The organism is Streptomyces sp. NBC_01381 (assembly GCF_026340305.1).
In the GTDB taxonomy this organism is placed as follows: Bacteria; Actinomycetota; Actinomycetes; order Streptomycetales; family Streptomycetaceae; genus Streptomyces.
Genome location: NZ_JAPEPI010000001.1, coordinates 3,179,948 through 3,193,219 on the forward strand (window position 1 = coordinate 3,179,948; position 13,272 = coordinate 3,193,219).

Annotated in this window: 12 protein-coding genes; 7 read left to right on the top strand and 5 right to left on the bottom strand. The window is 71.3% G+C overall.

Annotated elements, in window-relative coordinates; all coding sequences use genetic code 11:
* Positions 1-86: 86 nt before the first annotated feature.
* Together OG453_RS14930 and OG453_RS14935 are read left to right on the top strand one after the other, a co-directional pair.
* Entirely contained in the window at positions 87-1,451 is a 1,365-nt protein-coding gene (locus OG453_RS14930) for a M20/M25/M40 family metallo-hydrolase (protein ID WP_266868134.1), read from the top strand.
* Entirely contained in the window at positions 1,448-2,986 is a 1,539-nt protein-coding gene (locus OG453_RS14935; protein WP_266868135.1) for a YfcC family protein, read from the top strand. Before OG453_RS14930 ends, OG453_RS14935 begins: the two co-directional genes overlap by 4 nt.
* Before the next feature lie 63 nt (positions 2,987-3,049).
* On the opposite strand, the gene OG453_RS14940 is transcribed toward OG453_RS14935, so the two are convergent.
* Positions 3,050-3,721: a GntR family transcriptional regulator gene (locus OG453_RS14940; protein ID WP_266869868.1), complete on the bottom strand. Its 672-nt coding sequence runs from the start codon at positions 3,719-3,721 to the stop codon at positions 3,050-3,052.
* A 148-nt stretch (positions 3,722-3,869) separates the two neighbouring features.
* Between OG453_RS14940 and OG453_RS14945 the strand changes: the two genes are divergently transcribed.
* The 4 genes from OG453_RS14945 to OG453_RS14960 all read left to right on the top strand — a co-directional run bounded on the left by OG453_RS14945 (position 3,870) and on the right by OG453_RS14960 (position 8,362).
* Positions 3,870-5,366 carry an NCS1 family nucleobase:cation symporter-1 gene (locus OG453_RS14945; protein WP_266868136.1) on the top strand — a complete coding sequence of 499 codons (1,497 nt, stop codon included), beginning with the start codon at positions 3,870-3,872 and terminating at the stop codon, positions 5,364-5,366.
* Entirely contained in the window at positions 5,367-6,086 is a 720-nt protein-coding gene (locus OG453_RS14950; RefSeq protein WP_266868137.1) for an aspartate/glutamate racemase family protein, read from the top strand.
* Positions 6,087-6,204: 118 nt separating this feature from the next.
* Positions 6,205-7,257 carry a glycoside hydrolase family 6 protein gene (locus tag OG453_RS14955; protein ID WP_266868138.1) on the top strand — a complete coding sequence of 351 codons (1,053 nt, stop codon included), beginning with the start codon at positions 6,205-6,207 and terminating at the stop codon, positions 7,255-7,257.
* 34 nt (positions 7,258-7,291) lie between these two features.
* A complete protein-coding gene (locus OG453_RS14960) occupies positions 7,292-8,362 on the top strand; it encodes a methyltransferase (RefSeq protein WP_266868139.1) in 1,071 nt (356 codons plus the stop codon).
* Positions 8,363-8,468: 106 nt separating this feature from the next.
* Here OG453_RS14960 and OG453_RS14965 read toward each other — a convergent pair whose 3' ends face one another.
* On the bottom strand, positions 8,469-8,891 hold the full coding sequence (locus tag OG453_RS14965) for a RidA family protein (RefSeq protein ID WP_266868140.1): 423 nt from the start codon (positions 8,889-8,891) through the stop codon (positions 8,469-8,471).
* A gap of 135 nt (positions 8,892-9,026) precedes the next feature.
* On the opposite strand from OG453_RS14965, the gene OG453_RS14970 reads away from it, so the two are divergent.
* Positions 9,027-9,869 carry an alpha/beta fold hydrolase gene (locus tag OG453_RS14970; RefSeq protein ID WP_266868141.1) on the top strand — a complete coding sequence of 281 codons (843 nt, stop codon included), beginning with the start codon at positions 9,027-9,029 and terminating at the stop codon, positions 9,867-9,869.
* A gap of 20 nt (positions 9,870-9,889) precedes the next feature.
* Here the strand turns inward: OG453_RS14970 and OG453_RS14975 are convergent, their stop codons facing one another.
* The 3 genes from OG453_RS14975 to OG453_RS14985 are packed head-to-tail and all read right to left on the bottom strand — an operon-like array spanning position 9,890 to position 13,248.
* Positions 9,890-10,888, bottom strand: a complete 999-nt coding sequence (locus OG453_RS14975; protein ID WP_266868142.1) for a hypothetical protein — start codon at positions 10,886-10,888, stop codon at positions 9,890-9,892.
* On the bottom strand, positions 10,885-12,222 hold the full coding sequence (locus OG453_RS14980) for an MFS transporter (RefSeq protein ID WP_266868143.1): 1,338 nt from the start codon (positions 12,220-12,222) through the stop codon (positions 10,885-10,887). The genes OG453_RS14975 and OG453_RS14980 overlap by 4 nt, the downstream gene beginning before the upstream one ends.
* 9 nt (positions 12,223-12,231) lie before the next feature.
* Positions 12,232-13,248, bottom strand: coding sequence for a metallophosphoesterase (locus tag OG453_RS14985; protein ID WP_266868144.1), 1,017 nt, complete (start codon positions 13,246-13,248; stop codon positions 12,232-12,234).
* Between the last annotated feature and the right edge of the window lie 24 nt (positions 13,249-13,272).

Below are 13,272 nucleotides of genomic sequence, written 5' to 3' on the forward strand. Positions count from 1 at the left end.
CGAGCCGTCCGGGAAGCACCCGTCCCCTGGTCCGATAATTCGGGCTGATCGCCGCAAAGCGGGACGAAGAACGAGGGGTGCCGCCCATGAAGCCCGAAGACACCGTCGCCACCGTCGACGACCTGATGGACACGCTCCGTGCCGACCTCGAGCGGCTCGCCGCGATCCCGTCGATCGCCTTCCCCGGTTTCCCGGCCGAGGCGGTGTTCGCGGCGCACGATCTGGTCGTCGAGCTGTTGCGGGGTGCGGGGGTGCCCACTGTCGAGCGGCTCGATCTGCCGAACACCGCGCCCGTGATCTACGGCGAGATCCCGCCGCCGAGCCCCGACGCACCCACGGTCCTGCTCTACGGCCACTACGACGTCCAGCCGCCCGGCGACCAGAGCCTGTGGAAGTCGCCGCCCTTCGAGCCGACGCCCATCGAGGGCGGGCTACGGGCCCGGGGCATCGCGGACGACAAGTCCAATGTGATCGCGCACCTGGGGATGCTGCGCGCGTACGAGGGGCGGCCGCCCGTCGGGATCAAGATCGTCATCGAGGGGCAGGAGGAGTACGGCAGCACCTTCGACGACTATCCGCCCACCGACCCGGAGCGGTTCGCCTGTGACGCCATGGTCATCGCCGACCTCGGCAATCTCCGGCCCGGCACCCCCACCCTCACCACCGCGCTGCGCGGCGCCTCCGAGGTGATCGTCGAGGTGCGCACCCTCGAAGAGCCGCGCCACAGCGGGGAGTTCGGCGGGGCGGCGCCCGACGCCCTGGTCGTACTCCTCAAGGCGCTCGCCACGCTCCACGACGTACACGGGGATGTGGCCGTGGAGGGGCTGCGGCGTGCGGAGTGGAGCGGCACCAGTTACACCGAGGAGGAGTTCCGTGAGCTCGCCGGGGTGCTTGACGGGGTGCCGCTCGTCGGCAGCGGCGGCCTGGGGGAGCGGCTCTGGAGCGGCCCCGCGATCACCGTCATCGGCCTGGACGCGCCCGGCGTGGAGGATGCCGCTTCGGCCGTCGTGCCGTACGCGAGGGCCAAGCTGAACCTGCGCTTCCACCCGCGTCAGGACCCGAAGGAGGCGCAGGCCAAGCTGGTCGACCACCTGCGCTCGCTCAAGCCGTTCGGGGTCCCGCTCACCGTCACGCCCGGCGACACCGGCCCCGGCTATGAGGCGGCCACCGGCGGCCCCGCCTACCGTGCCGCGCGTGCCGCGCTCAAGGAGGCCTGGGGCGAGGACGCCTCGTCCGTCGCGACCGGCGGCTCCATCCCGCTGGTCAACGGCCTGGCGAAGGCGGCACCCGGCGCGGAGGTGCTGCTCTTCGGCGCCCAGGACAGCATGTGCAATCTGCACGCCCCGAACGAGCGCGTCCTCTTCTCCGAGCTGCGCAACACGGTCGTCGCGATGTGCGCCTTCGTCCGCGAGTACGCCGCCGACTTCCCGGCCGGGGGCGGCGCCGCGTGAGCACGACCGATACGGATCCCGAACCGGGTACCGAAGAGCCCGCGCGGAAAGGGAAGTTCACCTTCCCCAGCGCGCTGACGGTCCTCGCGATCGTCACCGTGGCCGTCTGGCTGCTCGCCTTCCTCATCCCGTCCGGCCAGTACGACCGCGACGACTCGGGCGCTCCCGTCCAGGGCACCTACCACCGGGTCGACTCCGGCCAGTCGTTCGTCGACCGGCTGGGCGACCTCTTCCTCGCCCCGGTCAACGGCCTCTACGGCATCCAGGACGAGAAGACCTCGCTGGTCGCGCCGGACAACGTCGGCGCGCTGTACGGCAGCGCGGGGGTCTTCCTCTTCGTACTCGCCATCGGTGCCTTCATCACCGTCGTCTTCGCCACCGGCGCGCTCGACCGTGGCATCGGTCGGCTCGCGCACCGGCTGCGCGATCGCGGGGCGCTGCTCATCGCCGGTGTCATGGTCGTCTTCTCCGTCCTCGGCACGGTCGAGGGGTTCGCGGAGGAGACGCTGGGTTTCTACGGCCTGATCGTGCCGCTGATGCTCGCGCTCGGATACGACCGCATGACCGCCGTCGGCGCGATCATCCTCGGCGCGGGTGTCGGCGTCCTGTGCTCGACGGTGAACCCCTTCGCGACGGGCGTCGCCTCGTCCGCCGCCGACATCTCGCTCGGCGACGGCATCGTGCTGCGCTTCGCCATGTGGATCGTCCTGACGGCCGTGACGGTCGCCTACGTCATCCGCTACGCCAGGCGCGTCCAGCGCAGCCCGGAGCGCTCGCTCTCCGGGTTCCTGCCCGGCGACCGGGACCAGGAGCAGGCCTCGGCGGGGGCGGCGGAGGTGCCCGAGCTCACCGGTCTGCACAAGGCGGTGCTCATCGTGACCGCGCTCGTCTTCGCCTTCATGATCTTCTCGGTGGTGCCGTGGCGGAGCGCGCTCACCGGCGACGCGGACGCCGAGCCGTACGGCTTCGAACTGGGCTGGTCCTTCCCGGAGTTGGCCGCCCTGTTCCTGTGCGCGGCGGTCCTTGTCGGGCTCGTCGCGCGGATGGGGGAGCAGAAGCTCAGCTCGACGATCATCCAGGGCGCGGCCGACTTCGTCTCGCCGGCGCTTGTCATCCTGCTGGCCCGCGGCGTCACGACGATCATGAACAATTCGAAGATCACGGACACCGTGCTCCACTCGATCGAGGGGGTGGTCAAGGGCACGTCGTCGAGCCTGTTCGCGATCATCGTCTTCATCGTGAACCTGCCCCTCGCCTTCCTGATCCCCTCCACCTCCGGGCATGCCACCCTCGCCATGCCGATCCTCGCCCCGCTCGCCGACTTCGCCGGGGTCTCGCGCGCGGTCGTCGTCACGGCCTGGCAGTCGGCCAGCGGCTGGATGAACCTGTGGGTTCCGACCACGGCGGTGACCATCGGCGGCGTCGCGCTCGCGAAGGTCGGCTACGACAAGTACCTGCGGTTCGTGTGGCCGCTGCTGGCGGTGCTGTCCGTGCTCATCTGCGGGTTTGTGGCGCTGGGGGCGGCGGTGACCTGAGGTTGGCCGGCGTCAGTCCGCTTCCTCGGTCAGTCCGCTTCCTCGGTCAGTCCGCTTTCTCGGTCAGTCCGCTTCCTCTTCCTCGCCGAAGAGATGCCACACCGTGGAGCGGTAGTTGGTCCGCACATGGACCAGCGCATGCGCCCGTGCGCGCTCCGCATCCCCCGACGCCACCGCCTCGTACAGCTCACGGTGTTCCTCAAGCAGGTGTGCCCACTCCTCGTTTCGCCGCGTCATCCACCGAAGCCGCCCGTCGACCGGTTCCATGACGGACGTCAGCAGGCTGTTGCCCGCCATCGCCAGGATGCGGTCGTGGAAGCGGGTGTTGATGTCCGTGATCGCCTCGGCGTCCGCCGTGCGGGTCGCCTCCGCCGCGCTGTCGAGGAGGGCCGAAAGCTCCGCGAGGCCCTCCTCGGTGGCCCGCTGTGCCGCGCGCCCCGCGGCGAAGACCTCCAACGCCTCGCGCAGTTCGAAGAGTTCGGTGACGTCGGTGCGGGTCAGCCGGCGCACCACGGTCCTGCGCGGCGTCTCGAAGGTGATGAAGCCCTCGGCGACCAGCGCCCGGATCGCCTCGCGCACCGGGACCCTGGACACCCCCAGGCGGTCGGCGAGTTCGCGTTCGACCAGGCGGTCGCCCGGGCCGAGGCGTCCGGCGATGATCTCCTGCCGCAGCTCGGCGAGCACGCGTTCGCGTACGGCGCCCAGCGGCTGCTCCACGGTCGTCATGGTGTCCATCATTGCCGAACCCGGCATCGATTTACCGATTCGTAACCGTACGGACATTGCCGGGCGCCGCCGGGGGCGGGACTATGGCGGCACTTTGGTATACCAAACTTTGGTATACCAAAGATGCCGCACCTCCGTCCCCAGCTCAGGAGGCCCCGTGTCCCTCGCCCAGCGCGCCGACTCCCCCGGCGCGACGCACGACTTCGTCCCCGATCCCCGGCTCACCAACGAAGACCTCGCCCCCACCGCCGAACGCAAGTGGAAGGTCTTCGACCTCTTCGCCCTTTGGATGTCCGACGTCCACAACCTCGGCAACTACACCTTCGCCGCAGGCCTGTTGGTGCTCGGGCTCAACGTCTGGCAGATCTTCACCTCGCTGCTCGTCGGCTTCGTACTGATCTACGCCGGAATGAACATGATGGGGCGCATCGGCCAGCGCCACGGCGTGCCGTTCCCCGTGGTCAGCCGCATCAGCTTTGGTGTCTGGGGCGCCAACATCCCCGCCCTTATCCGGGCCGTGATCGCCATCATGTGGTACGGAATCCAGACCTATCTGGCCTCCATCGCGGTCAACGTGATGCTCATCGCCGCCTTCCCGGGCCTGGAGTCGTGGACCGAGGGCTCCTTCCTCGGGCTGCACGCGCTCGGCTGGTGTTCCTTCGTCGCCCTCTGGCTGGTGCAGGGGCTGATCATGACCCAGGGCATGGAGTCCGTACGGAAGTTCCAGGACTTCTGCGGGCCCGCCATCTGGGTCGTGATGATCGCCCTCGCCGTGTGGATCCTCTGGAAGGCCGGCTGGACCATCTCGCTCACCAGCACCCCGAACCCCGTCTCCACGGGCGAGCAGGTGCGGCAGTGGTTCGGCGCCATCGGGCTCATCCTCGCCACCTACGGCACGCTGATGCTCAACTTCTGCGACTTCTCGCGCTTCGCCTCCGACTACCGCACCGTCAAGCGCGGCAACTTCTGGGGACTGCCCATCAATTCGACCGCCTTCGTGATCCTGTCGGTCGTGGTCACGGCCGGGAGCCTGGAAGTCTTCGGGAAGGCCATCACCGATCCCGCCGAACTCGTCGCCGAGATCGGCAACACCTGGGTGCTGATCTTCGGGGCGCTCACCTTCGCCGTCGCCACGATGGGCGTGAACATCGTCGCCAACTTCGTCTCGCCCGCGTACGACCTGGCCAATGTCTGGCCGCAGAAGATCACCTTCAAGATCGGCGGACTCATCTCCACGGTCGCCGCGCTCCTTGTCACGCCGTGGAACCTGTACTCCAACCCGACCGTCGTGAACTACTTCCTCGGGGGGCTCGGCGCCTTCCTCGGGCCGCTGTTCGGCATCATCGCCGTCGACTACTTCTGGGTGAAGCGCGGCCGCATCGACACCGAGGCGCTCTTCAAGGCCGAGCCGGGATCGCCGTACTACTACAAGAAGGGCGTCAACCCCAAGGCGCTCGCGGCCTTCCTGCCGACGGCGGGCTTCGCGGCGGTGTGCGCGCTGGTTCCGTTCTTCGACTACGTGGCCCCGTACTCGTGGTTCATCGGGACCGCGACGGCCGCGCTGTTGTACGGCGCGCTGTGCCGCTCGGAGCGGACCGCTTCGGCCGTCGAGTCCGTCGAGTCCGCCGAGGCCCCGGCCGAGGTGGAGGGCTAAGTGCGCATCGTCGTCACCAACTGCAACACCACGCGGTCGATGACCGAGGAGATCGTGCGCGGCGCCCGGGACGCGGCCGCCCCGGGCACCACGATCACCGGGCTCACCCCCGCCTGGGGCCCCGAGTCCGCCGAGGGGTGGCTCGACAGCTATCTCTCGGCGGCCGCCGTCCTCGACACCTTGCGTGGTTACGAGGGTTCGTACGACGCCGTGGTCATGGCCGGTTTCGGTGAGCACGGACGCGAGGGCGCCCGGGAGCTGCTCGACGTGCCCGTCGTCGACATCACCGAGGCGGCCGCCCATCTGGCCTGTCTGCTCGGGCGGCGGTACGGCGTCGTCACCACCCTCGACCGGGCCCGCGGCCAGATCGAGGACAGCCTGCACGCGGCGGGCGTCGCCCGGAACTGCGCGGCCGTCGTCGGCACCGGGCGCGGCGTCCTCGACCTAAAGGACGAGGAGGCCACCCTGCGCGCCTTCCTCGCCGCCGCCGGGCGGGCGCGGGACGCGGGGGCCGAGGTTCTGGTGCTCGGCTGCGCCGGGATGACCGGGCTGCAGGAGAAGGTCGGCGCCGCGCTCGACATGCCGGTGGTCGACGGTGTGGCCGCCGCCGTGAAGCTGGCCGAGTCGCTCGTCGGGCTCGGCCTGACCACCAGCCGGATCGGCGGATATGCCAAACCCCTGCCGAAGAGCCGAACTTGGGCGCCGCCGCCGTCGGAGTGATGTTCGGGAACGATCTGTGGCGCGAACGGCGGGGGACAGTGCGCTGCGCGGGCCGGGCCACCGCAGACTCCGTGCAAGGCGCCGGGCAGGTCCGGCGCCGAGCAACTGGAGGTGCCCGGTGTCGCAGCCGACCGTCCGGTCCGGCGGGGCCCGACCCCGTCCCCGCGCCGCCCTTCGCCGTACCGTCCGCTCCGGGCTCCTGGCCGCCGCGCTGCTGCTCGGCGCGGCGGCTAGCGGGTGCGCTGGCGCGCCCGGGACTCCCGGAGCTCTGGGGGCGTCCGAGTCCGTGCCGCAGGACACCGCCTTCTGGGTCGAACCGGACAGCTCCGCCGCCCTCCAGGCGGCCGAGTGGCGACGCCAGGGTCACACCTCCGAAGCGCTGCTCATGGACCGCATCGGCGGCCGCGCCCAGGCCGTGTGGCTGCACGACGAGGGGCCGGGACCAAGAGTCCGTGCGGTCACGGGGGCGGCGGCCGGCGCGGGGCGCGTCCCCGTACTCGTCGCGTACTACATTCCGCACCGCGACTGCGGCGACCACTCCCGGGGCGGCGCGGCGAGCGCGGCGGAGTACCGGCTGTGGATCGAGGAGTTCGCGGCGGCGATCGGCGACCGTGCCGCGTACGTGATCGTCGAACCGGACGCCGTCGCGCGGGAGGTGGCGGGCTGTGACATGGCCGACGCCGGGGAGCGGTACGCGCTGCTCGCGCACGCCGTCGACCGCCTCAAGGCCCGCCCGAACACCAAGGTGTACCTCGACGCGGGCAACGCCGACTGGATCCCCGATGAGGAGCGCCTGGTCACCCCGCTGCGGCAGTCCGGGATCGCCAAGGCCGACGGCTTCGCGCTCAACGTGTCCAACTACCAGACCGACGCGGTTAGTTCGGCGTACGGGCATCGCCTCGCGGCCAGCATCGGCGGCGCCAAGCACTTCGTCGTCGACAGCAGCCGCAACGGCAACGGCCCCTACACCGGCGACGGATCGACCTGGTGCAACCCGCCGGGCCGCGCCCTCGGCACCCCGCCCACCACCCTCACCGGCGACCTCGCGCTCGACGCCTACCTGTGGATCAAGCGCCCCGGTGAGTCCGACGGCACCTGCCGGGGCGGGCCGGAGGCGGGAGAATGGTGGCCGCAGTATGCGCTGGGCCTTGCGAGCCGGGCCAAGAGCTGAGCGCTCCGAGGCGCGTGGACGAAGGGAGACGACCATGACAGGGACGGCCCCGCAGGACCCGCAGGACCCGCAGGACCCGGCGAGCGAGGGCGACAGTGCACTGCGGGCCTGGCGGACCATCGGGCCGCTGATGGACCTGATCACCCCCATGGCCCTGCGGACGGCCGCCACGCTGGGCATCGCCGACCTGATCGCCGACGGCTCCGGGCCGATCGACGACCTCGCCCGGCGCTCGGGGACCGATCGGGACGCGCTCGGCCGGATGCTGCGGCACCTGGTGTGCCACGGCGTCTTCACCGAGCCGGAGCCCGGGCGCTTCGGGCTCAACGGCACCGCGGAGCTGCTGCGTTCCGGTCACCCGGCACAGCTGCGGAGCTGGCTCGACCTCGACGGTTTCGGCGGCACGATGGACCTGGCGTTCACCGGCCTGATGCACACCGTCCGCACCGGGGAGCCCGCCTGGCAGAAGGTCTTCGGCGCCCCGTTCTGGCCCTATCTGGCGGCGCATCCGGACATGGCGGCCTCCTTCGACGCCACCATGTCGTCCGGCGCGGCCTTCGTGGCGGACGCGGCCGGAGGCTACGACTGGTCCTCGGCCCGGCACGTGACCGATGTCGGCGGCGGCGCCGGCGCGCTGCTCGCCGAGGTGCTCGCGACCCACCTGGACCTGCGGGCCACCCTGCTCGACCTCCCCGAGACCGCCGAGCGGGGCCGGGAGTTCCTCGCCGCGCGCGGCCTCGCGGACCGGTGCGAGATCGTCGGGCAGAGCTTCTTCGACCCCCTGCCCGCAGGTTCGGACGTGTACATCCTCAGCGGAGTGGTGCACGACTGGGGCGACACGCAGGCCCGTGCCGTCCTGCGCCGGTGTGCGGAGGCGGCCGGGGAGCACGGCCGGGTCGTCGTCATCGAGACGTCCGCCGACGACCCGGCGTCCTTCGCGGAGATGGACCTGCGCATGCTGGTCCTCGCGGGCGGCCGGGAACGCGGCGTCGACGAGTACGCGGCGCTGACCTCCGACAGCGGGCTGCGTGTCGCAGGCGTGCACACGACACCGCTGGGCCAGGTGATCCTCGACTGCGTCACGCCGCCGGCGGCGGCCCCGTAAGGGGCGCGGGGCTGTGACATATGCGGCTCCGCCGCGTGGGCGCGACCAGCCCCCACCGGCCCGCGGGTTCAATACCGCACTCCCCGCGGAGCGCTCAGCGAGCCGCCTAGGGACCGGCGGCGGGCTCCGGCACGACGGCCGTGGCAGTGATCTCCACCAGCTGGCCGCGGTACCCGAGGCACGTGGTGCCGAGAAGCGTCGACGTGTGCGGGCCCGCGTGCAGGGCGGAGGCGCTCACGACCTCCCACGCCTCGCTCAGGACGCCGGGTTCGTCGCCGACGACGTACACCGTGCTGGCCACCACCAGGGAGAGATCGCTGCCGATCGCGCGCAGCGCCTCGTCGAGGTTGGCGATGACCTGCGCGGTCTGCCGGGGCACGTCGCCGTCCCCCACGAGGTTCCCCTCGGGGTCGAGCGGCACGGAGCCCGCCATGAAGGCGAGGCGGGCGCCTGCCTCGACGACGGCGGCGTGGGCGTATCCGGGTGGCGGGAAGAGGGTGGGGACCGTGGTGCGGTGAATGAGGGTCATGCCCCTGATCGTGCGGGAGCAGGACGGCCGTACGCATCCGAATTCGGTGGCGCCGAGGGGGCGGAGAGGGGGCGGAGAGGGGCGGGCGGGCTATTCGCTTGCCCTGGCCCGAGCAGCGCTGTAAGGATCGCCGCCATGCCCCTCTTCCCCGCCCATGACGGCACGGACCTCTCCCATCACGTGTACGGCGACGACGCCGGCGCCCCGCTCATCTGCCTGCCCGGCGGTCCGCAGGACTCCGTGTACCTCGGTGAGCTCGGCGGTCTGTCCGCCCACCGGCAATTGATCATGCTGGACATCCGGGGCACGGGGGAGTCCGCGCTGCCGCAGGATCTCGCGTCCTGCCGGTGCGACCGGCTCGTCGACGACGTCGAGGCCCTGCGCGAGCACCTCGGGCTCGACCGCATCGATCTGCTCGGGCACAGCGCGGGTGCGAACATCGCCGTCCAGTACGCGGCCCGCCACCCCGAGCGGGTCGGCAGGCTCGTCCTGGTCACGCCGAGCACCAGGGCCGTCGGCGTCGCCATCGACGGTGCGACCCGGCGCGAGACCGCGCTGCTCCGCAAGGACGAGCCCTGGTTCCCGGAGGCCTTCGCGGCCCTCGAAGCCATCGTGTCCGGCAACGCCACGGCGGACAGCTGGCAGGCCATCGCGCCTTTCTCGTACGGCAATTGGGACGCGGCGGCGCAGGCGCACCAGGCGGCGGAGGCCGGCCAGCAGAACCCGGCCGTCACCGAGGCTTTCGGCGCCGAGGGCGCGTTTGAGCCCGAGGCCACGCGCGCGGCGCTCGCCGAGTTCGGGGCGCCGGTCCTCGTGGTCGCCGGGGAGTTCGACCTGGGCGCGCCGCCGGCCGCCGTGGCGGAGGTCGCCGCGCTGTTCCCGGACGCGACGCTCGTCGTGCGGCCGGGCGCGGGGCACTTTCCGTGGCTCGACGACGCGGAGGGATTCGTCGCGCCCGTCGCGGAGTTCCTCGCGTGAGGGACCGCCCGCGTATGAGGTCAGCGCACCGCGGACGGTGAAGTCCCGCCCTCTACAAGGAGGTTCGGCTTACCTTCGCCGTCCGCCCGTGTCGTCCAGATGTCCTGCTTGCGGCCCTCCTTGCCGGGAAGCGCGTACGCGAGGGTGTCGTCGTCGAGCCAGGCCGCCTGGTCGTCGACGTTGCGGGACTCGGCGAGCGGGCGCTCGCGCATCGTCCGCAGGTCGAGCACGTACAGGCGCCACGGGTCCGAAGTGCCCTTCCGTACACGCTTCTTGAAGGTGATGCGGGTGTTGTCGGGGGAGAGGGACGGGCACTCGACGTTGGTGCGCAGGGTGCGCGCCGCCCACTTCTTCATGTCGCCCTGGACGAGGTACGTCTTCCCCTTCGTCGACACGGTCGCGTAGAAGCGGTTGTCGTCCTTGGCGAAGGTGACGCCCCAGTAGTTGACGTCGGGGGAGTGGTAGCGGCGGCCGTCGAGGGTGAGGGGGATCTCCTCCATGTTCTTGATGAGATAGCCGGTTCGGGTGTCCAGGATCGACGTACGGGTCGAGAAGGACGAGCCCGCGTAGGAGTCGCCGGTCGCGAACATCGTCCACGACAGCATCCGGCCCGATGCCGAGACCCGGGCCCGGTTGGGGATGCCGGTGAGTGCGATACGGCGCTTCTCCTTGAGCCTGTCGTCCAGGACCACGGCGTACGACTTGGGCGGGATCCCCGAGCGGCGCTGCAGGCACACGGCGGTGCCACCGGCGGCGTAGAACCGCTCGCAGGAGGGGCCGCCCGTGGTGCGCGGCCCCTTGCCGGACGGCAGGGCGGTGCGGGCGACGCGGCCCGCACCGGCCTCCGAGCTGCGGAAGTACAGCTGCCCGGTGTCGAGGGCGAACTCCGATGCGGCGGCGGCCGGTTGGGCGCGCCCGGCGGCGTGCAGCGTGTAGGCGACGGCGACCGTGGCGAGGACGGCCGCCGCCGCGGACACGGCGATGATCCGGGCGCGCAGGGAGGGTGGTTGCGCGGTCATGCCTGCCTTTCGGGGTTCTGGAGGCTTCCGGTGCGGGGAAGCAGCAGCGCCGCCCCCGCCAGCGCCACCGTGAGGGCGAGCACCGCGCAGGTCAGCGCGGGGCCGATGCCCCACAGCGTCCACGCCGCGCCGAAGCCGGCCGCGGCGACAAGGCGGGCCAGGGCCTGGCCCGTCTGGAGCACCGCCATGCCGCTCGCCCTGCGCCCCCGCGGCAGCACGGGCGTGGCGAGCGCCATCAGGACGCCGTCGGTGGCGGCGTAGAAGATGCCGAGCAGCAGCAGTACGCCGACGAGCAGAGGCAGGCCGTCGGTGGGGCAGAGCAGCAGGACGTACCCGCCGAGCAGCGCCGCGTGCCCGGCCAGGAACGGGACGCGGCGGCCCACACGGTCGGCGAGCCGCCCCGCGGGCACCGCGAGCAGCAGATAGACGGCGGCGGCGCCCAGGGGCAGCAGCGGGAACCAGCTGACCGCGAAGTCGAGCCGCCGCTGGAGCAGCAGATACAGGAAGGCGTCGCCGATGGTGGCCGCGCCGAGCAGCGCCGCCGCCCCGAGGACGCGCCGGAACGCGGGGATGCGCACGAGGTCAACGACCCTTCCCCGCTTGGTGGTTGAAGGCTCCCGGCGGGTGGCGGCGACGAGGGTGGCGTCGTGCCGCCCCGGTACGAACGCGACCAGCATGAGCACCCCGAGCAGCCCGAAGCAGAAGCTGACCACGAACACGGCGTCGTACGCGTCCGCCGTCGCCCACAGCAGCGCGAACGCGGCGAGCGGACCGAGCAGCGCGCCCGTCGTGTCCATCGCCCGGTGCACGCCGAAGGCGCGGCCGAGGGTGTCCGGCGGGCTGCTGAGCGAGATCAGCGCGTCGCGCGGCGCGGTGCGCACCCCCTTGCCGATGCGGTCCGCCGCGAGCGCCGCGCCGATCCCGGCCGTGGCCCCGCCCGCGAGGAGCAGGCCGAGCCGGGAGAGCGCGGAGAGCGCGTAACCGCCGCCCGCGACGAGCTTGTGCCGTCCGCCGCGGTCGGCGGCGTAACCGCCGAGGAGCCGCACGAAGGCGGTTACGCCGTTGTAGAGGCCGTCGAGGAAGCCGAACTGGAGGGGAGAGAGCCCGAGTTGGAGCACGAAGTAGAGCGGAAGGACCGCCGTGACCATCTCGGAGGAGATGTCGGTGACCAGGCTGACCGCGCCGAGGGCGATGACGGGCCCGGCGACGCGGCCGCGCTTGGCCTTGCCCTCGGCCTTGGCTTCCGCCGCCCCTTCGGGGGCGGCTTCGGCTTCGGCTTCGGGCTTGGTTTTCGCTTTGGCCTTCGCGACCGCGTCGGTGGATGCCAGATACATCCCGCCGGTTCAGTGGCACTCGTAGGACGGGCTGCTGTCCTTCGTCGCGCCGTCCGTGCCGACGAGGTCCCAGGAGAAGCCGGTGTCGGTGAAGTCCAGCTTCACCACGCCGAAGGTCTTGGTCAGCCGCTTCTCGCTGTTGGGCTGCACTTCCTCGATCTTGTACGGGTTGGCGCCGCCCATGCCGCCGAGCAGCTCGACGATGCCGTTCTCGTCGGCCTCGCCGTCCGCGTTCTGCGGGGCGAACCGCTCGTAGTGGTGGTCGTGGCCGTTGAGCACCAGCTCGGCCTTGTTGTCGTACAGGATCTTCCAGATCGGCCTGCTGACCGGGTCGTTGCCGTGCTCGCCGGAGGAGAAGAGCGGATGGTGCCAGTAAGCGGCCACGCACTTCTTGGAGTTGGCGGCGAGGTCGGCCTTGAGCCACTCGATCTGCGCGTCGTCGTCGAAGCTGTTGGAGTCGAGCGCGATGAAGTGCCAGTTGTCCTGGTCGTAGCTGTAGTAGCTCTCGCCCTTGGGGTAGGCCACGTCGCCGAAGTACGACTTGTAGCCGGCGAGCGCGCCTTCCGGGTCGTACGTCTCGTGGTTGCCCGGGGTCGGGCGGGTCTTGTCCTTGAACGCGCCCCAGCTGGTGTCGTAGTACTTCTCGAAGTCCCGCAGCCGGGCGTCGTCGTACTGGTTGTCGCCCATCGTCATCACGAAGGACGGGTTGAGCTTCTCGACGAGCGCGGCGGTCTTGGGGTGCTCGCAGCCGCTGTCGCCCTCGGTGCACTGTTCGGCGATGTCGCCGGCGGCGACCGCGGTGAACGCCGCCTTCGCGCCCTTGCCGGTCGGTGCGGCGTCGGCCTCGTCGGCCGGGGACCAGAGCAGCACCCCGCCGACCAGCGCGAGCGACGCGCCTGCGGCGAGGGGGATGGCCCAACGGGCCTTCTTCGTACGGGTCTTGCTTGTGCGGGCCGTGTTTGTACGGGCCTTGTTTGTACGGGCCTTGTTTGTACGGGTGTTCATGGCGCGGGGGGTGGGCGGCATGTCCGTCTCCTAGATCGGCGTGGG

Coding starts and splice junctions, on each gene's coding strand:
- OG453_RS14985 (WP_266868144.1), bottom strand. CDS start 13,248: ATGCCGCCCACCCCCCGCGCCATGAACACCCGTACAAACAAGGCCCGT.
- OG453_RS14980 (WP_266868143.1), bottom strand. CDS start 12,222: ATGTATCTGGCATCCACCGACGCGGTCGCGAAGGCCAAAGCGAAAACC.
- OG453_RS14930 (WP_266868134.1), top strand. CDS start 87: ATGAAGCCCGAAGACACCGTCGCCACCGTCGACGACCTGATGGACACG.
- OG453_RS14965 (WP_266868140.1), bottom strand. CDS start 8,891: ATGACCCTCATTCACCGCACCACGGTCCCCACCCTCTTCCCGCCACCC.
- OG453_RS14970 (WP_266868141.1), top strand. CDS start 9,027: ATGCCCCTCTTCCCCGCCCATGACGGCACGGACCTCTCCCATCACGTG.
- OG453_RS14975 (WP_266868142.1), bottom strand. CDS start 10,888: ATGACCGCGCAACCACCCTCCCTGCGCGCCCGGATCATCGCCGTGTCC.
- OG453_RS14940 (WP_266869868.1), bottom strand. CDS start 3,721: ATGGACACCATGACGACCGTGGAGCAGCCGCTGGGCGCCGTACGCGAA.
- OG453_RS14960 (WP_266868139.1), top strand. CDS start 7,292: ATGACAGGGACGGCCCCGCAGGACCCGCAGGACCCGCAGGACCCGGCG.